This window comes from Rhodococcus sp. ACT016 (genome assembly GCF_050477185.1).
Lineage (GTDB): Bacteria > Actinomycetota > Actinomycetes > Mycobacteriales > Mycobacteriaceae > Prescottella.
Window position 1 is genome coordinate 5,721,427 of record NZ_JBEAET010000001.1, and the last position, 24,229, is coordinate 5,745,655.

At 66.8% G+C, this 24,229-nt stretch carries 21 protein-coding genes; 9 read left to right on the plus strand and 12 right to left on the minus strand.

Annotated features, from left to right (window positions below; genetic code table 11):
* Window positions 1-5 precede the first annotated feature (5 nt).
* The gene (locus ACQ5DX_RS26205) at window positions 6-386 is read right to left on the minus strand and encodes an SHOCT domain-containing protein (RefSeq protein ID WP_430335379.1); all 381 of its coding nucleotides are present in this window, start codon (window positions 384-386) and stop codon (window positions 6-8) included.
* Between the two features lie 173 nt (window positions 387-559).
* Between ACQ5DX_RS26205 and ACQ5DX_RS26210 the strand changes: the two genes are divergently transcribed.
* Both ACQ5DX_RS26210 and ACQ5DX_RS26215 read left to right on the plus strand, forming a co-directional pair.
* Window positions 560-2,452: an alkyl/aryl-sulfatase gene (locus ACQ5DX_RS26210; protein WP_430335380.1), complete on the plus strand. Its 1,893-nt coding sequence runs from the start codon at window positions 560-562 to the stop codon at window positions 2,450-2,452.
* 78 nt (window positions 2,453-2,530) lie between these two features.
* Window positions 2,531-2,977 (plus strand): hypothetical protein, encoded by a 447-nt coding sequence (locus tag ACQ5DX_RS26215; protein ID WP_430335381.1) that lies wholly within the window; start codon window positions 2,531-2,533, stop codon window positions 2,975-2,977.
* A gap of 9 nt (window positions 2,978-2,986) precedes the next feature.
* Here ACQ5DX_RS26215 and ACQ5DX_RS26220 read toward each other — a convergent pair whose 3' ends face one another.
* A complete protein-coding gene (locus tag ACQ5DX_RS26220; protein ID WP_430335382.1) occupies window positions 2,987-3,361 on the minus strand; it encodes a DoxX family protein in 375 nt (124 codons plus the stop codon).
* Window positions 3,362-3,364: 3 nt separating this feature from the next.
* Between ACQ5DX_RS26220 and ACQ5DX_RS26225 the strand changes: the two genes are divergently transcribed.
* Window positions 3,365-3,694: a MarR family winged helix-turn-helix transcriptional regulator gene (locus ACQ5DX_RS26225; protein WP_430335383.1), complete on the plus strand. Its 330-nt coding sequence runs from the start codon at window positions 3,365-3,367 to the stop codon at window positions 3,692-3,694.
* A gap of 312 nt (window positions 3,695-4,006) precedes the next feature.
* Complete coding sequence (locus ACQ5DX_RS26230) at window positions 4,007-5,413, plus strand: aldehyde dehydrogenase family protein (RefSeq protein ID WP_430335384.1); 1,407 nt, start codon at window positions 4,007-4,009, stop codon at window positions 5,411-5,413.
* Here the strand turns inward: ACQ5DX_RS26230 and ACQ5DX_RS26235 are convergent.
* Window positions 5,410-5,580: a hypothetical protein gene (locus tag ACQ5DX_RS26235; protein WP_430335385.1), complete on the minus strand. Its 171-nt coding sequence runs from the start codon at window positions 5,578-5,580 to the stop codon at window positions 5,410-5,412. The genes ACQ5DX_RS26230 and ACQ5DX_RS26235 overlap by 4 nt on opposite strands.
* 126 nt (window positions 5,581-5,706) lie before the next feature.
* Between ACQ5DX_RS26235 and ACQ5DX_RS26240 the strand changes: the two genes are divergently transcribed.
* Entirely contained in the window at window positions 5,707-6,675 is a 969-nt protein-coding gene (locus ACQ5DX_RS26240; protein WP_430335386.1) for a tellurite resistance/C4-dicarboxylate transporter family protein, read from the plus strand.
* A 126-nt stretch (window positions 6,676-6,801) separates the two neighbouring features.
* Here the strand turns inward: ACQ5DX_RS26240 and leuA are convergent, their stop codons facing one another.
* Complete coding sequence (gene leuA, locus ACQ5DX_RS26245; RefSeq protein WP_430335387.1) at window positions 6,802-8,610, minus strand: 2-isopropylmalate synthase; 1,809 nt, start codon at window positions 8,608-8,610, stop codon at window positions 6,802-6,804.
* Window positions 8,611-8,840: 230 nt separating this feature from the next.
* Here leuA and ACQ5DX_RS26250 point away from each other — a divergent pair, with 230 nt between their 5' ends.
* A complete protein-coding gene (locus ACQ5DX_RS26250; RefSeq protein WP_430335388.1) occupies window positions 8,841-9,218 on the plus strand; it encodes a hypothetical protein in 378 nt (125 codons plus the stop codon).
* Between the two features lie 34 nt (window positions 9,219-9,252).
* Complete coding sequence (locus ACQ5DX_RS26255; protein ID WP_430335389.1) at window positions 9,253-10,956, plus strand: SulP family inorganic anion transporter; 1,704 nt, start codon at window positions 9,253-9,255, stop codon at window positions 10,954-10,956.
* A gap of 25 nt (window positions 10,957-10,981) precedes the next feature.
* Here ACQ5DX_RS26255 and ACQ5DX_RS26260 read toward each other — a convergent pair whose 3' ends face one another.
* The 3 genes from ACQ5DX_RS26260 to ACQ5DX_RS26270 all read right to left on the minus strand — a co-directional run bounded on the left by ACQ5DX_RS26260 (window position 10,982) and on the right by ACQ5DX_RS26270 (window position 16,411).
* The gene (locus ACQ5DX_RS26260) at window positions 10,982-11,215 is read right to left on the minus strand and encodes a hypothetical protein (protein WP_430335390.1); all 234 of its coding nucleotides are present in this window, start codon (window positions 11,213-11,215) and stop codon (window positions 10,982-10,984) included.
* A 124-nt stretch (window positions 11,216-11,339) separates the two neighbouring features.
* The gene (locus tag ACQ5DX_RS26265; protein ID WP_430335391.1) at window positions 11,340-13,961 is read right to left on the minus strand and encodes a LuxR C-terminal-related transcriptional regulator; all 2,622 of its coding nucleotides are present in this window, start codon (window positions 13,959-13,961) and stop codon (window positions 11,340-11,342) included.
* A gap of 104 nt (window positions 13,962-14,065) precedes the next feature.
* Window positions 14,066-16,411, minus strand: coding sequence for an arylsulfatase (locus ACQ5DX_RS26270; protein ID WP_430335392.1), 2,346 nt, complete (start codon window positions 16,409-16,411; stop codon window positions 14,066-14,068).
* 120 nt (window positions 16,412-16,531) lie between these two features.
* Between ACQ5DX_RS26270 and ACQ5DX_RS26275 the strand changes: the two genes are divergently transcribed.
* Window positions 16,532-18,232 (plus strand): SulP family inorganic anion transporter, encoded by a 1,701-nt coding sequence (locus ACQ5DX_RS26275; RefSeq protein WP_430335393.1) that lies wholly within the window; start codon window positions 16,532-16,534, stop codon window positions 18,230-18,232.
* A gap of 32 nt (window positions 18,233-18,264) precedes the next feature.
* Here ACQ5DX_RS26275 and ACQ5DX_RS26280 read toward each other — a convergent pair whose 3' ends face one another.
* The 4 genes from ACQ5DX_RS26280 to ACQ5DX_RS26295 all read right to left on the minus strand — a co-directional run bounded on the left by ACQ5DX_RS26280 (window position 18,265) and on the right by ACQ5DX_RS26295 (window position 22,521).
* Window positions 18,265-19,422, minus strand: a complete 1,158-nt coding sequence (locus ACQ5DX_RS26280; protein ID WP_430335394.1) for an acyl-CoA dehydrogenase family protein — start codon at window positions 19,420-19,422, stop codon at window positions 18,265-18,267.
* 17 nt (window positions 19,423-19,439) lie between these two features.
* Window positions 19,440-20,423: an NAD(P)H-dependent flavin oxidoreductase gene (locus ACQ5DX_RS26285; RefSeq protein WP_430335395.1), complete on the minus strand. Its 984-nt coding sequence runs from the start codon at window positions 20,421-20,423 to the stop codon at window positions 19,440-19,442.
* A gap of 13 nt (window positions 20,424-20,436) precedes the next feature.
* Entirely contained in the window at window positions 20,437-21,630 is a 1,194-nt protein-coding gene (locus ACQ5DX_RS26290; RefSeq protein WP_430335396.1) for a thiolase family protein, read from the minus strand.
* A 90-nt stretch (window positions 21,631-21,720) separates the two neighbouring features.
* Window positions 21,721-22,521 (minus strand): crotonase/enoyl-CoA hydratase family protein, encoded by an 801-nt coding sequence (locus tag ACQ5DX_RS26295; protein ID WP_430335397.1) that lies wholly within the window; start codon window positions 22,519-22,521, stop codon window positions 21,721-21,723.
* 221 nt (window positions 22,522-22,742) lie between these two features.
* Between ACQ5DX_RS26295 and ACQ5DX_RS26300 the strand changes: the two genes are divergently transcribed.
* On the plus strand, window positions 22,743-23,558 hold the full coding sequence (locus ACQ5DX_RS26300; protein WP_430335398.1) for an enoyl-CoA hydratase: 816 nt from the start codon (window positions 22,743-22,745) through the stop codon (window positions 23,556-23,558).
* Here ACQ5DX_RS26300 and ACQ5DX_RS26305 read toward each other — a convergent pair.
* Complete coding sequence (locus ACQ5DX_RS26305) at window positions 23,543-24,154, minus strand: TetR/AcrR family transcriptional regulator (protein WP_430335399.1); 612 nt, start codon at window positions 24,152-24,154, stop codon at window positions 23,543-23,545. The two genes, ACQ5DX_RS26300 and ACQ5DX_RS26305, sit on opposite strands and share 16 nt — an antisense overlap.
* Window positions 24,155-24,229 lie beyond the last annotated feature (75 nt).

Below are 24,229 nucleotides of genomic sequence, written 5' to 3' on the forward strand. Positions count from 1 at the left end.
GAACGTCAGCTCGCGAGGGCCTTGGCTTTGAGCGACTGGAACTCGTCCTGCGTGATGGTTCCCGCGTCGAGCAGGGCCTTCGCGTCGGCAATCTGGTCCGCTCCGGACTTGCCTGCGACCTGACGGATGTAGGAGTCCTGCGCGTCCTGCATCTGCTGGGCAGCCCGGACCGAGCGCTTCGTCATGTCGTCGCCCTTGACGATGAGGTAGATCAGCGCCGTGAGGAACGGCAAGATGATCAGGAAGACCACCCAGATGGCCTTGACCCAGCCGGAGCTCTTGTGGTCCCGGAAAAGGTCCGTGATGATCGAGAACAACAGCATCAGGTACGCGATGAACGCGAAGCTGACGAGAATCACCCAGAGAAAATCCCAGAAAGAGTCCATGAGGACGGCTCCATTCACGTGTTTCGGTCGAGAGTGCAACTGACTGTGACACAAACGGCAGCGTGATTGGGTCATTCGAGGCGGGTGAATTTCAAGTCGCGGCGAACAGTCGGCAAACGGGTGATGATTGACGGGAATCGGCTCACGTAAATGACATTCATGGGGGTTTCGCGATGACGGTTCCGGCAGATGCGACATCCGCGATCGCGGCGGCCAACGCTCGATTTGCCGCATCCCTGCCCGACGGCGACTGCGCGGACGTCGACAGAGGCTTCGTGGCGGCCCTGACGCCCTGCGTGATCCGGGGTGACGACGGAAGCGTCGTGTGGGACAACGACTCCTATGCGTTCCTCGACGCCGACTGCCCGCCGACGGTGAATCCCAGCCTGTGGCGACAGAGTCGCCTCGCCGCCAAGCAGGGCCTGTTCGAGGTGTGCGACGGCATCTACCAGGTTCGGGGTCTGGACATTTCGAACATGACGATGGTCGAAGGCGACACCGGTGTCATCGTCGTAGATCCGCTCATCTCCACCGAGACCGCCGCAGCGGCGCTGGCGCTGTACAGGGAGCACCGCGGCGACCGACCGGTCGTGGGTGTCATCTACACGCATTCGCACGTCGACCATTTCGGCGGCGTCGAGGGCGTCACCGACGCCGAATCGGTCACATCCGGTCGCTGCCCGGTGATCGCCCCCACCGGGCTGGTCGAACACGCCGTCGCCGAGAACGTCTATGCGGGTACGGCGATGGCACGCCGGGCGGCCTACATGTACGGGGCCGCGCTCCCACGCAACCCGCGGGGATCGGTCGGATCGGGCCTGGGCCAGACGACGTCGACCGGAACGGTCACGCTCATCGCGCCCACGGTCTTCGTCGAACGCACCGGACAGACCGAAGTCCTCGACGGTGTCCGGATCGCGTTCCAACTCACCCCCGGCACCGAGGCGCCGTCGGAGATGAACTTCCACCTCCCGGACCGTCGGGCACTGTGCATGGCGGAGAACGCAACTCACACGCAGCACAATCTGCTGACGCTGCGTGGCGCGCTGGTACGTGACCCGCACGTGTGGTCGAAGTACCTCACCGAGGCGATCCATCGGTATGCGGCCGACTCGGACGTGCTGTTCGCGTCCCACCACTGGCCCACCTGGGGGACCGAGCGGCTCACCGAGTTCCTGTCCCTGCAGCGGGATCTGTACGCCTACCTGCACGATCAGACCGTGCGTCGAATGAACCAGGGCCGCACCGGGATCGAAATCGCCGAGGAACTCCGGCTGCCACCGGCGCTCGAGAAGTCGTGGCACGCGCGCGGCTACTACGGCTCGGTCAGCCACAACGTCAAGGCGATCTACCAGCGGTACATGGGCTGGTTCGACGGCAACCCCGCGCACCTGTGGGAGTACCCGCCCGTCGAGTCGGCGAAGCGGCACGTCGAGTTCATGGGGGGCTCGTCGGAGGTGTTGCGCAAGGCGCGGAAGTCGTTCGCGGAAGGTGATTTCCGGTGGGTGGCGCAGGTCGTCGACTACGTGGTGTTCGCCGAGCCGGACAACGCCGATGCCAGGGAGTTGCAGGCCGCGACGCTCGAGCAACTGGGGTACGGCGCCGAGAACGCCACCTGGCGCAACTTCTACCTCACGGGGGCAATGGAATTGCGCAGCGGACCGGCCGGTACCCCGGCTCAGGCCGCGGCACCCGATCTCGCGCGGACGCTGTCGGTGGAGCAACTGTTCGACGCGGTCTCGCTGCGCGTCGACGGTCCTGCGGCGTGGCACGCACACATGATCATCGACTGGGCCATCCGCGACGAGGAACGCGTGCACCGGATGGAGTTGCGGAACGGTGTGCTGGTGCACTGGGACCTCGACGGCGCCCGGCCGGTCCCCGAGCCGGACGCGCGGTTCACCCTCACCCGTCCGCTGCTGTTCGGTGTGCTGCTGGGCGTGGTCGACCTACCCGAGGCCATCGCCGATGGTCGTGCCGACGCGGCAGGCGACGTCCGCCGGCTGACCGAGTTCGCCGGCTACGTCGATGCCCCGGATCCGAACTTCGCGATCGTGACACCGTGAGTTGGTGCACGTGGTGTGCTGTCGTAGTCGACCGATAGGTTCGTCGGGGAGGGGTCGCTGACCGAGGGAGGGAGAACGGTGGCCGAGCACGCGCGATCGTCAGGGGTGTCGTGGGCAGGGATGGTCGATTGGCTGGTCGAGTCGCTGACCGGACAGCCGGTGGCGTTCATGCTCGAGATGGGACCGAACGGGTACCGCAGCCAGGACGAGTTCGACGAAATCGCGTGCGCGCAGATCACCATGCTCGAGGACGGCGTACTGATGCTCCGCCGGTCACGCTCCGTCCTCGACCAGTTGATCTTGGCCGATTACTCGGTGGACCGACTGTCGTTGGACCGCTGGTTCTTCGACGACCACTTCGCCGACTGCACCGACGGCTACCTGTTCACCCGCGACGTCCGACTCGTCGCCGACGCTTGTGTCGCATGGTTCCGCGACGAGTGGGGAACCCGGTCCACCGACGACCTCGGCTGCGACTACCGCTTCCCCGACGAGTTGCCGCGGAACGTGCACTGCGACGACTGAGCGCCGCGGTCAGGCGGTGAGCAGACGCAGGACGATCGCTGCGACTGCGAGAAGTCCGAGGACCACCGGTCCACCGATGTTCTTGTCGCCGGCGCGCAGGTGCATGACCGTCGCGCCGACGAAGTAGAGCGTGACGCCGATCGCTGCCGCCACACCGATCCAGGGCACCCACAGTCCGACGATCAGTCCGATCGCGCCGAGCGCCTTCAGCGCGGCAAGCATCGGGAACCAGGAGTCGGGGACTCCGGCATTGTGCATGCCCTGGGTGACCTGCTCGTTCTGGCGCGGCGACAACCCCCACCGAGCGCCTGGCGTTCCGGGGGCGAGTTGGCCGGCGTCCGCCTGCGGGCCGCTCTCTCGTCGACCGGGCTCCGGCCGCGCCACGCGATGACCCTGCTGCACGTCGGTCACGGCCCGATCGGGCAGCGCCCTCTGGCCGAGGTCATGGGACTCGACCCGAGTCAACTGGTAGCGATACTCAACGACCTCGAGGACGCAGGGCTGGCGGAACGTCGACGTGAGCCGACCGACCGCCGTCGGCGCATCGTCGAGATCACCGCCGAGGGTGCGCGAACCGTCACCCATATCGAGAGCGCTCTCGCTGCCGCCGATGGCGAGATGTTCGCGGCACTCTCGGACCAGGAGTCGGCGATGTTGAAGTCGCTGCTCGAACGTGTCCGCGTGGATTCGGATGGCGTCGAATGCGGCGAGGACTGATCGGCAGGTTCCGGGGCCGGCGTCGGTGACGCTGCTGGTTTTGCGAATGCCTGTGTGAGACAGCTATTTCGGCAGGATTGGTCGGAGGCGTCGGTTGGGTGGCCAAGTCGTCGACTGCGCCGTGATCCTATGGTGGTCTTGACGGACGCGCGATCGGCGACGACAGTCGATGACCGGTACCCGGGCACCGTGGCCCCGATCGCACGGGTGTGAAGACGGACGCAACGACATACGCCCGTCGTTCGAAAGTCTTTGTCTTCCAAGATTTCCTCACGCGACATCATCTTCACGCGATATCGAGGCGAATCCGTCATGACTGACGAGCTGACCCGAAGTTCCGACACGATCCCCGACGCCCGCGTAGCCGATACCGTCGACGGCCTGCGCAGCACCTACGCCACCGGCCGAACCAGGAGCGCGCGCTGGCGAATCGAACAGTTGCGCGGTATCGAGCGCATGATGGTCGAGCGCGAGGGCGAGATCACCCGGGCGCTCGCCGCGGACCTGGGACGCAACCCCGTGGAGGCGTGGCTGACCGATATCTCCGGCGTCCGGAACGAGGCGGCATACGCGCGCACGCGGGTTCGTCGTTGGATGCGCCGACGGCTTCAGCCGGTGCCGCTCAATCGGATGCCCGCCCTGGGATGGGTTCAGTACGAGTCGCTCGGGGTGGTCCTCGTCATCGGGGCGTGGAACTGTCCCATTGCGGTGACACTCAATCCGCTCGTCGCGGCACTCGCGGCCGGAAACTGCGCGGTGCTCAAGCCCTCCGAGATGGCGCCCGCGACGTCCCACCTGCTTGCCCGACTGATGCCGGAATATGTCGACAGTGACGCCGTCGCTGTGATCGAGGGCGATGCGAACACGACCCAAGAGCTCCTGGCGCAGGGATTCGATCACGCATTCTTCACCGGGGGCACGGAGACCGGCAGGAAGGTCATGTCGGGCGCGGCCCAGCGTCTGACGCCTGTGACTCTCGAACTCGGCGGCAAGTGTCCGGCGATCGTCACCAAGGGTGCCGATCTCGACAGTACGGCACGGCGAATCGCGTGGACGAAGCTCGTCAACTCGGGCCAGACTTGCATTGCGCCGGACTATGTCCTGGTCGAGCGGTCTGTCCGAGACGACCTGGTGGCTCGACTCGTTCGAACCATCACCGAGTTCCGGTCCGACGCAGGGTCTCCCGGCCTGCCGATCGTCAACGAGCGTCACTTCGACCGGATCACCGAGTACCTGACGCGCACCGGTGGCACCGTCGCGTTCGGGGGCAGATCCGATCGATCCACGCTCACAATCGATCCGACGGTGCCGGTGGACCCGGATCCGGACGAGCCGGTCCTCCGTGAGGAGATCTTCGGGCCAGTCCTACCGGTGTTGACGGTCGACTCGGTGGACGAGGCGATCGCATTCGTGCGTGCTCGACCGAAGCCCCTGGCGGCCTACTTCTTCACCCGGTCACCTGCAGTCCAGCGACGACTGCTGTCCGAGATCAGCTCGGGCGGCGCGGTCGTGAACCATGCTGCGGTGCACTATTCGGTGCCTGGTCTCCCATTCGGGGGAGTCGGTGCCAGTGGCATGGGCGCATACAACGGCAAGTGGGGATTCGAGACGCTCAGTCACCGAAAGGCAGTGTTGGTCCAGCGTTTCAAGCCGGACCCGCGTTTCGTCTACCCGCCGTACACGGCCAGGAAGATCAAGCTCCTGCGTCGGTTCGTCTAGTTTCGCTCGGGTATCGAGACGACTCGCTTCACCCCGAGTGCGCTGAAGTACAGCACGGCCCAGAGCAAGACCAGCGGCCAGAGCGCATACGGAACAACGATTGTGGCTCCCACGGTGAGAAGCTTCCGGACCGACTCCCCGTCCTTGACGAAAGACGATGCTCCCATACAGATTTCCTCCCCTGTAGATACGGGGCCCCTCCCGCGCCCCCCTCGTCGGGAGTCTAAGCACATACCGCCGTCCGAACCGTCGAATCGACTGCCCGCGCGGATCGCCACGCGCATCATGGGGTCATGTCCGGCGGGTGGAGTGTGCGGGCGGGTGCCGGCCGCGCGCTGGCCGCGATACCCGCGGGCGCCGGCGCCGCGGCCATGTCGACCGGCATCGTTTCGGTCGCACTGCACCTCGCGAACGTCGAGTGGTTCTCGCTGTGCTGGCTGGGCGTCGCCGGGCTGATCTGGGTGGTACTGGTCGCGGTGTTCGTCGGGCGCCTGGTGGGTGACCGTGCCCGCTGGGCGGGCGAGGCCGACACCCCGCCCGCGCTGACCGGCGTGGCCGCGACGTGTGTGCTCGGGGCGCGGTGCGTGCTGCTGGACTGGAATCACGTCGCGTGGGTGGCCCTGGCGATCGCGTCGGTCGCGTGGATCGTGTTGATGCCGTCCGTGGTGTGGCGCTGGACGTCGCCGACCGTCGGCGTGCACTTCCTGCTCTGCGTCGCAACGCAAGGACTCGCGGTGCTCGCGGCGGCGCTCGGCGTGTCGGCGCCGGCGCACTGGCTGGCCGGTCCCGCGTTCATCGCGTTCCTGCTGGGCCTGCTCTTCTACCTGATGGTGCTCGTCAGGTTCTCGTTCGACCAGTTCCGGCTGGGTGCCGGTGACCATTGGGTGTTCGCGGGCGCGCTCGCGATCAGTGGGCTCGCGGCGGGCACGCTCGCACCGGTCGCGCGTGCAGCCGGGTGGCCCGAGGGACTCCACCACACGATCCAGATCACCGGCATCGTCATCGTCTGCCTCGCGATGATCGGGTACGTCGTGCTGGTGGCGTGCGAGATCCGGTGGCCGCGGCTGCGCTACGACGTGCGCCGCTGGTCCACCGCGTTTCCGATGGGTATGACGTCGGCGGCGTCGCTGACCGTTGCGGTGTCGTCGCACGCGGATTGGCTGCGGCCTGTCGGCCTGGTGCTGGTGTGGCCGGCCGTCGTGGTGTGCCTGATCCTGCTGGTCGGGTCGGGGCGACGTCTGGCCCGGGCGGCGTCGGCCTGAGCGCCCACTCTTCGAGAGTTTGTGCGGGAAACCGCGCGGTGTGGCAAGGAATGGGCGCTCAGGCCGAACCCCGGAACGCCGAAGGGGCCGCACCCTGACGGATGCGGCCCCTTCCAGCTGTCTAACTCAGTGCGCCCGGTTGACCGCCGAGACGACGGCGCGCAGCGACGCGGTGGTGATCGAGGTGGCGATGCCGACGCCCCACACCACCTTGCTGGTGCCGTCGGGCAGGGTCACCGCGCACTCGACGTACGCCGCGGCCTGGGCGTCGTCACCGGCGGACATCGCGTGCTCGGAGTAGTCCAGGACGCGGACGTCGAAGCCGATGGTGCCCAGCGCGTCGACGAACGCGGCCAGTGGGCCGTTACCCGCGCCGGAGATCTCCTGCTCGGCACCGTTGATCTTGACGACCGCGGTGATCGAGTCGGTGCCGCCATCCTCCTCGGCAGCCGTCACCTTTTGGCGCATGCGCTCCAGCGGGTTGACCGGCGCCAGGTACTCGTCGGCGAAGACGTCCCAGATCTCCTTGGGTGAGACCTCGCCGCCCTCGCCGTCGGTGATCTTCTGGACGGCCTGCGAGAACTCGATCTGCAGGCGACGCGGTAGCTGCAGGCCGTGATCGGCCTTCATGATGTACGCGACGCCGCCCTTGCCGGACTGCGAGTTGACGCGGATGACGGCCTCGTAGGTGCGGCCCACGTCCTTGGGGTCGATCGGCAGGTAGGGGACCTCCCACACGATGTCGTCCACGTCGGCGTTCTGCTCGTCGGCCGTAGCCTTCATCGCGTCCAGGCCCTTGTTGATCGCGTCCTGGTGGCTGCCCGAGAACGCGGTGTAGACCAGGTCGCCGCCGTACGGGTGGCGCTCGTGGACCGGCAGCTGGTTGCAGTACTCGACGGTGCGGCGGATCTCGTCGATGTTCGAGAAGTCGATCTGCGGGTCGACACCGCGGGTGAACATGTTCAGACCCAGGGTCACCAGGCACACGTTGCCGGTGCGCTCACCGTTGCCGAACAGGCAGCCCTCGATGCGGTCGGCGCCCGCCTGGTAGCCCAGCTCGGCGGCCGCGACACCGGTGCCGCGGTCGTTGTGCGGGTGCAGCGACAGGATGATGCTGTCGCGCTCGGCCAGGTTGCGGTGCATCCACTCGATGGAGTCGGCGTACACGTTGGGCGTCGCCATCTCGACGGTCGCCGGCAGGTTGATGATCACCCGATTGTCGGGGGTGGCGCCCAGGGTCTCGACGACCGCGTCGCACACCTCCTTGGCGTAGGACAGCTCGGTGCCGGTGTACGACTCCGGCGAGTACTCCCAGCGCCAGTTGGTGTCGGGGTGGTTCTTCGCCTCCTCCAGCACCAGCGCGGCGGCGTCGGTCGCGATCTTCTTGATCGCGTCCTTGTCGGCGCGGAACACCACGCGACGCTGCAGGATCGACGTCGAGTTGTAGAAGTGCACGATGACGTTCTTCGCGCCGGCGCAGGCCTCGAAGGTGCGCTTGATCAGCTCGGGGCGCGACTGGGTCAGCACCTGGATGGTGACGTCGTCGGGGATCGCGTTGTCCTCGATGATCTCGCGGACGAAGTCGAAGTCGGTCTGGCTCGCGGACGGGAAGCCGACCTCGATCTCCTTGTAACCCATTCGCACCAGCAGCTCGAACATGCGACGCTTGCGGGCCGGGCTCATCGGGTCGATCAGGGCCTGGTTGCCGTCACGCAGATCCACGGCGCACCACTGCGGGGCGCGGTCGATGACCTTGTCCGGCCACGTGCGGTCGGGCAGCGATACGGGCTCGACCTCCTCGCCGAACGAGCGGTAGCGGAAGGTCGGCATCGACGAGTTCTTCTGCGTGTTCCAGGCCGGCTGATCGGCCGGTGCAGGCTTGGACGGCGGCGTGATGGTGCGAGAGCCGGAAGTGAAGGCGTCAGCGGGGGACATGGGATTGATCTCCAGGTTCGAGTGCGGACTGTGTCGAGTCCTACAGCTGAGGCGACCGGCGCACGTAGAGGACCCGCGACGGGTGGCCAGTCTGGGTCAGACCCCGCCGCGGCACCCAAGAAGGAGCGCGCGCTGCATACGTAGCACTGTACCCCGGTGCCCTGATAGCACGTGAGGAGTGGGGATCAAATTCACACTCATCGGGTGGTCCGGCATGGTCGACTGTGCCTATGACAGCACAGCTCGACGCGGCTCGGACGTACGTGGCCGCCCTGCTCAGCCACGACGGTGATTCCGTGCCCTACGCGCCCGACGCGGTGCGCTACGAGGTCGGCCTGAAGACCGGCTTTTCGGGAAATCACCTGCGCCGCAGTCTTTCGCGCGGTCCGCAGTTTCGGGTGATCTGCGACATTCGCGAAGAGAGCTACCGGGTCGAGGGCGACGAGGTGGTGGCCGACTACCTGATCGACGCCGGTCTGTTCGGCCGCAAGCTGGTCACCGCGCACGTCCACGAGACCTTCCTCATCCCGGCGGACGACCCGCGCATCCACCGGATCGACGCCAAGATCCGGCTCGTCGGCAGGGACAACCTCATCCGCCGGGAGTGAGGACGCGGGCGGTTCGGATCCGCACACTGCACGCATGGCTGGTGTGGTCGGTGCCGTGCGGCGATGGGTGCGTTCGCGACTCCCGGAGCGGCGCTGGTTCAAGAACGACCTGATCGCGGGCATCCCGGGGGCGATCAGCAGCGTCCCCGACGGCATGGCGTCGGGCGTGCTGGCCGGCGTCAACCCGGTGCACGGGCTGTATGCGAGCTTTGCGGGACCGCTGTTCGGCGGGCTACAGACCAGCACGAAACTGATGGTGATCACCACGACCAGCGCCGCCGCCCTGGCGGCCGGGTCGGCCATCGCCGACGTCCCGGACGCGGACCGCGAAGGCGCGCTCGTGCTGCTGACGCTCATCGCGGGCCTCGTCATGGTCGCGGCCGCGCTGCTGCGACTGGGCCGCTACACCCGCTTCGTGTCGCACTCGGTGATGACGGGATTCCTCACCGGCATCGCGGTCAACATCATGCTCGGCCAGGTCCCCGACCTCGTCGGGGCCGACGCGAGCGGGTCGATCGCGGCCGCGAAGTTCTTCGACGTGATCTCCAACCCGTCGAGCATCGACTGGCGTGCGCTCGTCACCGGCGCGACGGCGCTGCTCCTCCTGGCGGTCCTCGCCCGCACGCGGCTGGCACTGCTCAGCTCGCTGTTGGCGCTGGTGGTACCCAGCGTCGTCGTGATCGCGCTCGGGTGGGACACCGTCGCCCGGGTGTCGGACGTCGGGACGATCCCGACCGGGCTGCCGCTTCCGGTGCTGCCGGATTTCGGCACGTTCTCGTTCGAACTGCTGGGTGGCGCCCTCGCGGTCGCGGTGATCGTGTTGGTCCAGGGCGCCGGCGTGGCGGAGTCGGCGCCCAACCGCGACGGCAGCCGCTCGGATGCGAACGTCGACTTCTCGGCGCAGGGCGTCGGCAACGTCAGCTCGGCGCTCTTCGGTGGCATGCCGGTCGGCGGCTCGGTGGGGCAGACGGCACTGAACGTGACTGCCGGGGCCCGCGGGCGGTGGGGTGCCGTGTGGTCGGGCATCTGGATGCTGGTGATCCTGGTGGTCTTCTCGGGGCTTGTCAGCAAGGTGCCGATGCCGACTTTGGCTGCGGTGCTGATCTTCGCGGCCGTCGGCTCCATTCGGCCCGGCAAGATCCGGGTGATCCTGCAGACCGGACCCGGCTCACAGATCGCCCTCGTGACGACTTTCGTTGCGACACTGCTGCTTCCCGTCGCCGCCGCGGTGGGTATCGGCGTCGCGCTGTCGCTGCTGCTGCAACTCAACCAGGAGGCGATGGATCTGTCTGTGGTCGAACTGGTCCCGGGCGACGACGGCACGCTGCGGGAGCAGCCCGCGCCGCGCACGCTCGCGGACGGGCAGGTCGTCGTCCTCGACGTCTACGGCAGTCTCTTCTACGCGGGTGCCCGCACCCTCCAGGCGCGTCTGCCCGATCCGGCCGGCGCGGTGAACCCGGAGGTGATTCTGCGACTTCGGGGCCGCACCACGTTCGGCGCGACGTTCTTCTCCGTCGTCCGGGACTACGCACGGCGTCTCGACGCGGTGGGCGGGCGTCTGTACCTGAGCGGGATCGGTGAGCCGGTCGCCGACGACTGGGGCGACGATCGCCTTGCCGAACAAGGCCTTGCGCTGGAGATCTTTTCGGCTACCGACACGATCGGGGAGTCGACCCGACGCGCGTTCGACGCGGCCGAGCACCGGCTCGTCCGAGTGACCGAACGAGCCGACGGCTGATCTGTCCCTGTCGGCAGCGTGGCCGTCAGTCCGGCAGGCGGCGCATCTCGACGATGGTGAGACCCAGCGCGTCGAAGCGAGCGAGCATGCCGCGCAGTTCGGTGGGGTTGCGGACGGGGCCGTACAGCGTGGTGTGTGCGTGAGCGGTCTCCGACACCTGCAGTTCCGGGAAGGCCGCGAGAACCCGCTCGGACAGTTCACCACCGACGAGGAAGGCGTAGCGCACGGTGGCCGGCCATCCCGAGTCGGAAGTGCCCATGACGCCTCCTCTGGTGGTCGTCCAGTGTCGTCCGAATGTTCGCCCGGCATTCGCTACCCGGCCCATCGAGGATGCCTTGGCGGCGTGGGCTCTCGCCTCACCCGTCGATGGTGAATCCGAGCCCTCAGAGGAGCCCGTGGTCTTGGGCAGCGGTGACCGCGTCACGCCGCGTGGTGACACCGAGCTTGCGATAGATGCCACGCAGATGGGTTTTGACCGTGTTGACCGACACACACAGGTCGGCGGCGATCTCCTCGGCTGTCCGCCACGTGGGCAGCTCCGCAAGCAACTCCATCTCGCGACGGGTGAGCTGCTCGGCAGTGGTGACGGTCGTCTTCGGGAAGGACGCCCACACCAGATCGGCGAAGGAGTCCCTCGCACCGAACCGACCACGACTGGCGGACAACAATTCCCGTGTTGCGGAAGTCGTGTCGTGGAAGGGACGCAGGACGCCCTCGGGTTCGGCGAGGCGAAGGGCCTCGACGAGAGCGTCGTGGGCACGCGAATCGTGGGCGCGGCGTCGGGCCACCTCGGCCTCGACGAGCCACGCCGTCACCATGTTGGTAGCGGCCGCGCACGGCAATTCGCCGTCGAGTACGGGGCGCAGCAGGGTCCGTGCCCGCTCGAGCTGGTTGGCGCACAGGTGCAGGATCGCCTCGAGGAGCGCGATGTCACCGGTGTGGCCGAGTATCTTCGATGCGCCGCCGAACAGTTCACGAGCCCAGGTCGTTTCCCCGATGTGGAGGAAGGCGAACTGGATCGATGGGAGGAAGGCCGCGAGTACCCCGGGCGGAAGGGGCGCCGCGCGCCCGGTGACGGTGGCCGTATGCAGGGCCGAGACCGCGGCACGCCGATCCTCGGCGAGATCGACCCCGAACAGTGCTGCGGTGAGGGCGCTCTCGCGGGACAGGTAGGTGTCGGTGCCGCCCACGTCGGCTGCGGAGGTGAGATCGACGGCGCGGGCGATGTCGTTCCGCAGGTAGTGGCACACCGCTTCGAGCAGCAGCGCCCGACGCGTGTCCGTCGATGCGTGCGGGTCGGCATCCAAGGTCGTCGAGCGGCTGTGGGAGGCCAACGCCTGTGCCTCACCGAGCTGACCTCGACACAGTGCCACGACGCCGAGCGCCGACGACGCCTGAGCCTCGACACGCGTGGACTCGATCTCGCGTGCATGCGCGCGCGCTCGGCGCAGGTCTTCCTCGGCGGGGCCGAGATGACCGAGATACAGCTGTCGGCGCCCGCGTTGGAGGGCCGTGAACGAATCCAGAGCGGGATCGCCCGACAAGCCCGGATCCTCGACGGCCGCACCGTCGACCGTGCACGCGATGTCTCCGGTGTGGATGGAGACCTGTACGCGCAGAGCTTGCTCGAGCAGCGTTGCGCTGACAGATGCCCCGTCCTCGGCCGTGTCGACGGACTCGAGCAGCGACGCGGCGACCGTCGGGTTGTCCGATTGCAGGTGTGCCGCTGCACGTACGAGGCCGGCGATCGTCCGCTCCCGGATGGAACGGGGTGCCTGGGCGATGAGGCGCTCGACGGACTCCCCGTGACCGTCGAGGACCAGTGCCAGGCCCGATTCTTCGAGCACGGACTCCACATCGGCGACATTGCCGGCGATGATGCCGTGCTCCAGTGACAACAGCGCCTCGCCGAACTCGGCATACCACCGCGCAGCGACGTGCTCGAGTTCCATGACCGCGCGGTGGCCGAGTCTGCTGATCTCGGCGCGGAGGTAGCTGCGCAGCAACGGGTGATATCGGAACTGGGTGGGATAGCTCTCGATTCGACTGATGAGGAAGTTCCGGTGCTCGAGTTGGTCGATGATCGCATGGGCGTCGGCGCACCCGGTGAGTTCCTCGGCCAGTGCAGCGGTGAACGTCGACGGCACCGACGTCTTGATCAGGAATTGCCGGATCTCTACGCTCTGACCGGCGAGGACCTGCTCGATCAGATAGTCGGCGACGGCGCGGCGGCACCCGGTGAAGTTCTCGATCAGGGACGTCGGATCAGGATGTCCGGCAAGCGACATGCCGGCGAGTCGGATTCCAGCCGCCCAGCCTTCGGTGCGTTCCATCAGAGCCAGGAGATCGACGGGGGCGAGCGAGACGTCGTGCTCGCCGAGCATGACCGATGCTTCCGCGGCCGTGAACGCCAGATCGTCGAAGGTGACATCCGTGACGCGGCCCTCGAGTCGGAGTTTCTGGAAGGCGAGAGGGGGTTCGAAGCGCCCGCAGACGATGACGCGGAGGTGTTCCGGTGGGGCCCTGAGGAGTTCTTCCAGATCGGCCAGTTCGTCCGGGTCGTGAAGTAGGTGTGCATCGTCCAGGACGAGCCACACGGGTTCGTCGAGTTCCAGTAGTGCCTGCACGACTGGAAGTCGTTGTTCAGCTGAAGGTTTCGGTAGAATTCGGCATCTTCGCACGATTCCTGGATGGTCGGTGTTCTCGAGCGCGCGAACCAGTTCCGCATGCAGAGTGGGTGGACCGTCGTCGTTGTCGACGATGGTCGTCCACGCGACCACCGGATGCTCGGGTCTCCCGCGTGCGCGGTTCGCCCAGTCCGCGAGAAATGTCGTCTTACCGGAACCTGCTGGCGCGCATACCAGTACGATGGACATGCAGTTTGCTGGATCGGTGAGAGCCCTGTCGATTGTGTCGAGCAAGCGCACCCGCGACACGACACGATCGCTGCGGAACACTGGAACATCTGCGCCCGCAGCGTAACTCCCGTCTTGCGTGATCGACACCCGACATGCCTCCCCACATAACGAGTTCTGGACCGGATGGAACGGACGAACCGCCTGCAGCGGGAGCTTAACCCGTGCAGGCGGTTCGTGCGGGTCGAACTCGCTCAGTCTCTCGACATTGCGGCCGCAAGGTGACCTTCGATGTCGATGTACGCGTCGTCGGCGACGTCGAACACGACCTTTCGGATCTCACCACCGCGGAACTCGAAGCGTGGCTCGGGATATGCGCTCGACACGGGATCCGCGCTGTCGTAGCCGATGCACAGACCCTCACCGCAGAGCGAGAAATGGCCCAGGACAGTGCGGATCTTCTGTTCGCCGACCTGCTCGTCGTCGATGTACAACTTGAGCGGGCCGACGCCCTCACGGTTCGGCCCCATGCCTTCCTTGACGAACTCGACGCCGATGATGTGCTTGCCCGACGTCGGCACGGGCGCCGAAATGCGGTCTTCGGGCGGAATGCCGAGGAAGTTGTACGCGTAGGTGACGATGCCGTCCTTGATGAACAGCGAATGGCCACCGAATCGTGAACCGTGCGCGAAGATCACGCCCTGCGAATCGGGCGTGAGGTCGACCTCCGCGAGGACCTTGTAGGAGACGCCGTGCACGTTGGCCGCGGAGCGCTCCGGCACTTCGCTCGTGCCGGGGTAGTAGATGTACTGCCCGCTCGGCGGCACCGGCTGGTGGAACTCCATCCCGATGAAGGTTTCGAAGTCCTTGGGGTTGCCGATGATCTGCAGATCATTCAGCGGCAGCACGTTGTTCGCCTTCGCCTCCCGCATCCACAGCGCCTTGAGCTCCTCGAGCTTGTCGGGGTGCTCGGCGGCCAGGTTGTGGGCCTCGGCGCGGTCGACGTCCGCGTGGAACAGTTCCCACTCGTCCTTGTCGAAGTTGCTCATGCCCGACACCGGACCGTGCACGGAGACGGCCTTCCACCCCTTGTGCCACAGGCCGCGCTGGCCGAACATCTCGTAGTACTGCGTCTCCTTGGTCGTGGGACCGTCGGCCGGTGCGTCGAACGAGTACTTCATCGAGACTCCCGAAAGTGGGGTCTGTTCGACACCGTTGTAGGTGTCGGGGAACGCGACGCCGCAGGCCTCGAGGATCGTCGGTACGATGTCGGTGCTGTGGTGGTACTGGTGGCGAATCTCGCCGCGCGCCTTCATGCCGGCCGGCCAGTGGATGACCAACGGATCACAGACGCCGCCCTGGTAGGTGTAGCGCTTGAACATCTTGTACGGCGTGGAGAACGCCGCCGCCCAACCGGTCGGGTAGTGGTTGTAGGTGTCGGGGCTGCCGAGCTTGTCGACCAACCGCAGGTTTTCGGCCTCGTCGTCGGGATACCCGCCGAAGATCTTGCCCTCGTTCACCGATCCGTTCGGGCTGCCCTCACCGGAGGCGCCGTTGTCGGCGCAGTAGACGATCAGCGTGTTGTCGAGCTGGCCGGACTCCTCGAGGTAGTCGACGATCCGCCCGACCTGGGCGTCGGTGTACTCGGAGAAGCCGGCGTACACCTCGGCCATGCGGCTGAACATGTGCTTCTCTTCGTCGTTGAGCTCGTCCCACGGTCGCACCTCGTCCGTGGGCGAGAACGTGCCGTCGGGCATCGGGTTCAGCGGTGTCAGATCGGTGTCCGCGGGCAGGATGCCGCGCTCGATCATCCGGGCGAGGACCCATTCGCGGTACGCCTCGTAGCCGTCGTTGAACATGCCCTTGTACTTGTCGATGTACTCCTGCGGGGCGTGGTGTGGGGCGTGGTTCGCGCCCGGGCAGAACCACAGGTACCAGGGCTTCTCCGGCTCCGTCTGCTTGACGTCGCGGATCATCTTGAGCGCCTGGTCGGCGAGATCCTTGGACAGGTGGTAGCCCTCGTCGGGGGAGTAGGGCTGATCGATGTAGCGGTTGTCCTCGGCCAGGGAAGGGAACCAGTTGTTGGTCTCGCCACCGATGAAGCCGTAGAAGCGGTCGTAGCCCTGCGCGAGCGGCCAGTTCTTCTTCGAGGCGCCGGCCGTCCACTCGTCGATCGGCACGTTGTGGTTCTTGCCCACCCAGAACGTCGACCATCCGGCGTCGCGCAGCAGGTGCGCCATCGTGACGTTCGACGGTGGGATGTGCGAGTTGTAGCCGGGGAAGCCGGTGGACGACTCCGAGATGGAGGCGAACCCGTTGAGATGGTGGTTGCGCCCCGTCAGGAAGGTGGAACGGGTGGGCGAACACAGCGCGGTGGTGTGCCACTGCGTGTACGTGAGCCCGTTCTCGGCGAGGCGGTCCATCGTCGGCATGTTGATCCGGCCCCCGTAGGGCGACCACGCGGCCATTCCGGTGTCGTCGTAGAGGACCACCAACACGTTGGGCGCGCCCTGGGGTGCCTTGTTCGGCAGGAAGGCATCCCAGTCGGACGTCGAGTCCCGGACGTCGAGGTTGATGACACCCTTGAATTCTCTGGCCATGCCGCTCCTCCGTGTTGCGAAGATTCGTCTCGTTGTCGTCATGTTCGGCGCGAGCGCGAGATCTGGCTTCACCCGCCGCGTGTGAAGATCGGACACTCCGGTCCGGGACACGATGGCGTGGTGACGACCACGACTCGGAACTGGCCCGTGTTCGCCTCGCTGCAGAACTATCGGCGCGGCTGGTTGAGGCCTGACGTCATCGCCGGACTCACGGTGTGGGCGGTGCTCGTGCCCGAGGCACTCGCCTATGCGACCATCGCCGGAGTGCCCCCGGTGGTCGGCCTGTATGCCGCGGTTCCTTCGCTGATTCTGTATGCGGCGGTGGGAAGTTCGCGACACCTGGTGGTAGGACCGATGTCGGCGACCGCCGCACTGTCGGCCGCGATCGTCGCACCGTTGGCGGGAGCGGACGGGGGCAAGTACATCGCGCTCTCGGCGGTGCTGGCGATCGCGACGGGGTTGGTGGGTCTGCTCGCCGGCCTGATCCGTCTCGGATTCGTCGCGTCGTTCATCTCCGAACCGGTACTCAAGGGCTTCATCGTCGGACTCGCACTGACGATCGTGATCGGCCAGGTACCCAAGCTGTTCGGCGTCGAGAAGACCGGCGGCAACTTCTTCGAGCAGGCCTGGGGTGTGATCCGACAACTCGGCGATACCGATTGGCGCACACTGCTCGTCGGCGTGCTGAGCCTGGTCGTGGTGCTCGGATTCAAACGGTGGTTACCGCTGATACCGGGATCGCTGCTCGCGGTGCTGCTCGGCATCGCGGCGGTCGCACTGTTCAGCCTGGACGACAAGGGTGTGGCGATCGTCGGGCACATCGACGCCGGACTACCGTCCCTCGGCCTGCCCGGCGGCGTCGGCTTCGACGATTACGTGGACCTGCTCGGCCCGGCGGTCGGCGTACTGCTGATCGGTTTCGCGGAGGGCCTCGGGGCCGCCAAGACATATGCCGCGAAGGCGGGGTACGAGGTGGACGCCAATCGGGAACTCATGGGCCTGGGTGCGTCGAACCTCGGCGCCGGACTCGCGTCGGGGATGGTGGTCAACGGCAGCCTGTCCAAGACCGCCGTCAACGGTGGCGCGGGCGCCAAATCCCAGGTCAGCGGGCTCGTCGTGGCGGCCTTGACGATTCTGACGCTGCTGTTCCTGACCGGGCTGTTCGAAAAGTTGCCCGAGGCGACGCTCGCTGCCGTGGTTATCGCGGCCGTCATCGAACTCGTCGACATCGCGGCGCTGCGGCGGCTGTACAACGTGTGGACCGAGCGACTCGGCCGCATCTACGGGCACGCCGCCCGCGCCGACTTCTCCGCGGCGATCGCGGCGATGGCCGGCGTCCTGTTCTTCGACACCCTGCCCGGACTGGTCATCGGGATCGGGGTGTCGATGCTGCTGCTGCTCTACCGGGCCTCCCGCCCCCATGTCGCGGCGCTCGCCAAGCAAGGCACCCTGTGGGTCGACGCCGAACGGCACCCCGAACTGCCGACCCGTCCCGACGTCGTCGTCATCCGAGTGGAAGCGGGGCTGTTCTTCGCCAACTGCGACCACGTGAAGGCGCGGATCGAGGAACTGTGCACCGATGAGACCCGCATGGTGGTGCTCGACGCCGAGACGTCGCCGTACGTGGACGTGACGGCCGCGGAGATGCTGGTGCAGCTACGGAACACGCTGTCGGACCGTGGAATTGCACTGCGTGTCGCTCGCGATATCGGGCAGTTCCGGGACACTCTCCGAAAGTCTGCGGAGGAGGGGGCAGCCGTCGGGGTCTACCCGACCGTGGCCGATGCACTGGCAGGCGCGACTTCGCGGTCGGACGGCTGAACGAGGTCACGGACGCGTGATCGGGCAACCGTTCACGCGAACTCCGCTGCGATGTCACGACCGATGATCTCCTTCATGATCTCGGTGGTGCCGCCGTAGATGGTCTGAATGCGCGAGTCGACGTAGGCGCGGCCGATCGGGTACTCCATCATGTAGCCGTAGCCGCCGTGCAGCTGGACACAGCGGTCGACGACGCGCTTCTGCAGTTCGCTGGCCCACCACTTGGCCTTGGATGCGTCGACCGCGGTCAGTTCGCCCGCGTTCAGGGCGAGGACACAGCGGTCGATGTGCGACTCGGTGACCTCGATCTCGGTGAGCATCTCGGCCAGCTCGAACCGCGTGTTCTGGAGGTCTCCGATCGGTCTGCCGAAGGCTCGACGTTCGAACGCGTAGTCCTTGGTCCAGGTGTAGGCGGCCCGTGCCGCGGCGATCGCGTGCACCGCGATGGACAGGCGTTCCGTCGGTAGGTTCTCCATGAGATGGATGAACCCACGGCCCTCGGTGCCGAGCAGGTTGCCGGCCGGCACCCGGACGTCCTCGAACACCAGTTCCGCGGTGTCCTGGGCGGCGAGGCCGACCTTGTGGAGCTTTCGTCCTCGGCTGAAGCCCGGTGTGCCGCGTTCCACGACGATCAGTGAATAGCCCCTCGACCCGGCATCGGCATCGGTCCGGCACACGACGATCACGACATCGGCGTGGATGCCACTCGTGATGAACGTCTTCTGACCGTTGATCACCCACTCGTCGCCGTCCCGGACGGCACTGGTCCTGATGCCCTGGAGATCGCTACCGGCGCCGGGTTCGGTCATCGCGATGGCCCCGATCAGCTCACCCGTGGCCATGCCGGGCAACCACCGCTGCTTCTGCTCCACGGTGCCCAGGTTCACGAAGTACGGGAGCACGATGTCGTCCTGCAAACTGAGTCCCGCCCCCAACGACGTCGTTGCGGTCCGCGCGATCTCCTCCGCGACGACGTGCCGGAAGCGGTAATCGGTGACGCCGGATCCGCCGAACTCCTCCGGGACCGCGATCCCGACAATTCCCGACTTTCCTGCAGCCAGCCAGGCCGAGCGGTCGATCAGGCGGTCGGCCTCCCAGCGCTCGTAGTGCGGCTCGATCTCCCGGGACAGGAACTCGCGCACCGTCTCGCGGTACGCCTCGTGGTCTTCTTCGAAGTACTTGCGGTGCATTGTCTCTCCTCGTGGGGTCAGGCGTCGACGCGAGTCGTCATGGCGTGGAGGCGCTCGCCGACGACGGACTCTGCGTCGGCGATGATGCGGTCGACGAGTTCCCGGACCGGTGGGATGTCGTCGATGAGCCCTTGCGCGGTGCCGACCGTCCAGATCCCCGCGTCGAGGTCGCCGGATTCGAAGACCTTGCGGCCGCGCACGCCGGCGACCAGTTCACGGACATCCTCGAATCGTCCACCACCCGCGAGGATTTCGACGACCTCGCGACTGACGGTGTTGCTTGCGACCCGCGCGGTGTTGCGGAGTGGCCGGAAGATCAACTCGGTTTCGGTCTCGGAGGCGTTGACGATCGCCTCCTTGACCCGGCGATGCACGGGTGCTTCCTGGGTGCACAAAAACCGGGTGCCCATGTTGATCCCGTCGGCGCCGAGTGCGAGTGCTGCGACGAGCCCGCGACCGTCCGCAAAGCCGCCGGAGGCGAGGATGGGAACCGTCAGCCGTGCCGCGGCCGCGGCGATCAGGACCAGACCCGGGACGTCGTCCTCTCCCGGGTGGCCGGCACACTCGAAGCCGTCGATGCTGATGGCGTCGACGCCGGCATCCTGGGCCTTGACGGCATGTCGAACACTGGTGCACTTGTGAATCACCTTCACACCGGCGGCGTGGAAGTCCGGTAGATGTGGTCCCGGATTCGAACCCGCGGTCTCGACGATCTTGACACCCGACTCGACGATCACCTGGCGGTACTCGTCGTAGGGCGGCGGGTTTATCGCCGGCAGGATCGTCAGATTCACGCCGAAGGGCTGATCGGTGAGTTCCCGCGTCCGTTCGATCTCGGCGGCGAGGGCGTCGGGAGTGGGTTGCGTCAGCGCGGTAACCATCCCGAGAGCGCCGGCGTTCGCGACGGCCGCGACGAGTTCGGCCCGGCCGACCCACTGCATCCCGCCCTGCACGATGGGGTGCCGAACCCCGAACATCTCGGTGAAGGCAGTCGAAATCACGGTGGCTCCCGGTTCAGAGTCGTTCGATGATGGTGGCGTTGGCCATGCCCGCGCCCTCGCACATGGTCTGCAGGCCGTAGCGGCCCCCAGTGGACTCGAGGTGGTTGACGAGCGTGGTGAGTAGACGGGTCCCTGAGGAGCCGAGGGCGTGCCCGAGCGCGATTGCACCGCCGCGGGGGTTGAGCCTGGCGGGGTCGGCACCGAACTCGTGGGCCCACATCAACGGGACAGGCGCGAACGCCTCGTTGACCTCGTACGCGTCGAGGTCGGCGATCGAGAGTCCGGACTTCGCGAGGACCTTCCGAGTCGCGGGGATGGGGGCGGTGAGCATGAACATGGGGTCGTCGCCGGCGACGGCGAAGGAGTGGAACCGCGCACGGGGTGTCAGTCCCAGTTTGGTGGCCATGCCCTCGCTCATGATGAGGACGGCGGAGGCGCCGTCGGTCAGCGGGGACGAGTTGCCGGGCGTGATGTGCCACCCGGCCTCCGGGAAGCGTTGCGCGTGAGCGTCGGTGCGGAACGACGGGCGTAGCCCCGCGAGACCGTCTGCCGTGGTCGTCCCGCGCACGGTCTCGTCGACGGTGTGCACGGCCGTGTCGCCGGCAGAGTTCACGACGTCGATCGGGACGATCTCGGCGTCGAAGAATCCCGAGTCGATCGCGGCCGCGGCGCGGCGGTGTGACGTCGCAGAGTACGCGTCGAGCGCCTCACGGTCGAGCTTCCATTTCGCGGCGATCAGTTCGGCCGAGATACCTTGATGGATCAGGCCTTCCGGGTATCGGGCGGTGATTACGGGGCCCGCCGGGTCCTGGCCGACGGGCGACGTACCCATGGGAATCCGGCTCATCGATTCGACACCGCACGCGATGACGATGTCGTAGGCGCCGGCGATGACGCCCTGCGCGGCGAAGTGCGCTGCCTGCTGGCTCGAGCCGCACTGGCGGTCGATGGTGGTGGCGGGAACCGAGTCCGGGAAGCCGGCCGACAGCAGCGCGGTGCGGGTGATGTTGAGGGCTTGTTCACCGACCTGTTGGACGCAGCCACCGATGACGTCGTCGACGAGGCCGGGGTCGAGGTCGTTGCGGTCGACGATCGAGCGCAGGACATGAGCGAGCAGTTCCACGGGATGGGTGCCGGCGAGGGCGCCGCCGGGCTTCCCCTTTCCAGATGCGAGGCGGACCGCGTCGACGATGACGGCGTTCGTCATGGGTGTTCCTTTCCGAGAACGGAGATCTGCGTGGTGGCGGAGAGCGATTGGAGCGGTGCGCAATTCACGCGTGAGTGACGTCAGTGAAGGTCAACGGCCCTGCCAGACCGGTGTGCGCTTCTCGGCGAAGGCCTTCGGCCCCTCCTGCGCATCGCCGCTACTGAAAACGATCTTCATGGCGGTGGCGTTTCGGTCCCACACTTCCTGCTCCCAGTCGGAGTAGGCGGCGGTGCGGTGGATCATGGACTTCGACTCGCGCACGGCCAGTGGCGCGTTCGCAGCAATCTTGTCGGCGAGTTCGAGTGCGAGTTCGAGGGTGGTTCCGGCGGGCGCGACCCGGTTGATCAGGCCCAGCTCGAGCGCACGGGCCGCAGTGACGGGCTCTCCCGTGAAAGTGAGTTCGAGGGCTATCTTGCGGGGGATCTGCTGCTGCATGCGAATGACGCCGCCGGCGGCCGCGAACAGCCCGCGTGTGACCTCGGGCAGACCCAGCTGCGCGTGTTCGTCGACGACGGCAAGGTCCGAGGCCAGGACGAGTTCGGTGCCACCGCCGAGTGCGAAACCGTTGACCGCGGCAATCGTCGGCTTGTCGACCCAGTGCTGGGTGTAGCCGGCGAAGCCCCACTCGGGATGCCCGTCGGCGTCGAGCGATGAGCCGGCCCCCAGTGCCTTGAGATCCGCTCCTGCGCAGAAGGCGCGGCCTGCGCCGGTGATGACGACGACCCGCACCTCGTCGTCGGTGTCGGCCTGCTCGAGCAGCGTGCCGACAGCGGTGGAGAGTGCCGCGTCGACCGCGTTCAGGGCCCGCGGACGGTTGAGAGTGATGATCGCGACGCCGCCACGACGTTCGTACAGCGCAGCGGGTTCGGTGACGGTCGGCTCGTCGGCCATGCGGCCCTCCCTGATAAGTTCTGCCAGCTACTTACTTAACGCTCGCTAAATAGCTACCATGAGGACGACGGGCGGTCAACGCCAATGCTTTTCCCGCGCAGCCCAAGTCGTCGTGCGACCGCGGGCGTGGCCGCCCGTGCCGCACGTCGGCTGTGGGCGCGCCATCTCCGGAATCCGTTCCCGGAATCTGGATTTCATCAAGGATCGTGAGGAGATCGGCCATGAGCACGACAATCGATCGTGACGTCGTAACGGAACTCGACGGAGGGGTCCTGACGGTCACCATCGACCGACCGTCCGTCATGAACGCGGTGACCGCGCGGACACTCGCGGAGGTGGCCGATTCCTTCGAGCGGCACGCCCACGATCCAGCTGTGCGCGTCGCGGTGCTGTCCGGTGCCGCAGGTGTCTTCTGCAGTGGCGCAGACCTATCGGCCGTCGGTGATTTCTCGGAGCCGCCCTCTGCGGATACGATCGACGCTGCCAACCGCGCGGTGGCGGCGGTGCGGACCTTCCCGGCTCCCGTGATCGGCTCGGTCGACGGCGCCGCGGTCGGCGTCGGTGTATCGCTCGCGCTCTCTTGCGATTTGGCCGTCGCCTCCGAGTCCGCCTACTTCATGCTCGCGTTCACGCGGATCGGCCTGATGCCCGACGGTGGCGCCACCGCGCTGGTCGCGGCCTCGGTCGGGCGGGCAAGGGCCATGCGCATGGCAATGCTCGCTGAGAGGATTTCGGCTGCGCAGGCGGCGGATCTAGGGTTGATCGCTTCCGTGCACCCCGGTGCGGACTTCGCGGAAGAGGTACGCGCACTTACGGTCCGACTCGCGTCGGGGCCGCAGCGTGCCTACCGGCTCACGAAGGCGGCGGTCAACGATTCGGCGCTCACGGAGCTCGAGCGTGCGTTCGCGCGAGAGCGCGCCGGACAACTCGAGTTGCTCGCTTCCGCTGATTTCGCGGAGGGAGTGCGGGCGTTCCAGAGCAAGCGCACACCCGAGTTCGGTCTGCACCGACGTCCCGCGGATCAGTCCTTCCAATAGATGGACCGGTACCAGATGGAGGCCATCGTCGACACCGCGGCGTCGTCGTCGACGGTCTCCGGGTCGACACCGTTGGCGAGTTGGTCGTAGCAGAACTGGTTCAGCATCGCGACGATCGCAGATCCGGTCATTCGCGGGTTGACGCCGGGGCAGTAGCCTTCCTTCTGCGCGCGCCGCACTGTTTCGGAGACCGCGTCGACGAGTTCGTCGCACAGCTCCTGCCAGAACGCGGCGAAAGTGTCGTTCACCATTGCCAGTTGGAAGACGCCGACCATCTCGGCGAGCCTTTCCCGGTACGTCATCCAGTGGGCGCGGGTCCACAACTCGATGCGCTCGCGGTTGGTCCTGCCGTGAGTGAACGCCTCGAGAGCTCGCTCCCGTGCCTCCACACGGAACTGCTCGGCCCAGTGTGAGAGCAGGGCTTCCTTGGAGTCGTAGTAGTTGTAGAACGACGCGGTCGATCGGCCTGCCTCGTTGGCGATGTCGGCGACTGTCATCGCCAGGTAGCCCTTGCGTGAGATCACCCGCCGTGCGGCGCTCTCGATGGCGGCCAGGGTCTCGCGACCCCGCACCGTCGGCTTGGCCTGTGTGTTCACCGGCGCATCCCCCTTCTGTCGAACAGCAGTCGATCCGGACGGGCGCCCATCGCACACACCACGGACCGAATCTGA

Coding starts and splice junctions, on each gene's coding strand:
- ACQ5DX_RS26205 (WP_430335379.1), bottom strand. CDS start 386: ATGGACTCTTTCTGGGATTTTCTCTGGGTGATTCTCGTCAGCTTCGCG.
- ACQ5DX_RS26210 (WP_430335380.1), top strand. CDS start 560: ATGACGGTTCCGGCAGATGCGACATCCGCGATCGCGGCGGCCAACGCT.
- ACQ5DX_RS26225 (WP_430335383.1), top strand. CDS start 3,365: ATGACCCTGCTGCACGTCGGTCACGGCCCGATCGGGCAGCGCCCTCTG.
- ACQ5DX_RS26230 (WP_430335384.1), top strand. CDS start 4,007: ATGACTGACGAGCTGACCCGAAGTTCCGACACGATCCCCGACGCCCGC.
- ACQ5DX_RS26235 (WP_430335385.1), bottom strand. CDS start 5,580: ATGGGAGCATCGTCTTTCGTCAAGGACGGGGAGTCGGTCCGGAAGCTT.
- ACQ5DX_RS26240 (WP_430335386.1), top strand. CDS start 5,707: ATGTCCGGCGGGTGGAGTGTGCGGGCGGGTGCCGGCCGCGCGCTGGCC.
- leuA (WP_430335387.1), bottom strand. CDS start 8,610: ATGTCCCCCGCTGACGCCTTCACTTCCGGCTCTCGCACCATCACGCCG.
- ACQ5DX_RS26250 (WP_430335388.1), top strand. CDS start 8,841: ATGACAGCACAGCTCGACGCGGCTCGGACGTACGTGGCCGCCCTGCTC.
- ACQ5DX_RS26255 (WP_430335389.1), top strand. CDS start 9,253: ATGGCTGGTGTGGTCGGTGCCGTGCGGCGATGGGTGCGTTCGCGACTC.
- ACQ5DX_RS26260 (WP_430335390.1), bottom strand. CDS start 11,215: ATGGGCACTTCCGACTCGGGATGGCCGGCCACCGTGCGCTACGCCTTC.
- ACQ5DX_RS26270 (WP_430335392.1), bottom strand. CDS start 16,411: ATGGCCAGAGAATTCAAGGGTGTCATCAACCTCGACGTCCGGGACTCG.
- ACQ5DX_RS26280 (WP_430335394.1), bottom strand. CDS start 19,422: ATGCACCGCAAGTACTTCGAAGAAGACCACGAGGCGTACCGCGAGACG.
- ACQ5DX_RS26290 (WP_430335396.1), bottom strand. CDS start 21,630: ATGACGAACGCCGTCATCGTCGACGCGGTCCGCCTCGCATCTGGAAAG.
- ACQ5DX_RS26295 (WP_430335397.1), bottom strand. CDS start 22,521: ATGGCCGACGAGCCGACCGTCACCGAACCCGCTGCGCTGTACGAACGT.
- ACQ5DX_RS26300 (WP_430335398.1), top strand. CDS start 22,743: ATGAGCACGACAATCGATCGTGACGTCGTAACGGAACTCGACGGAGGG.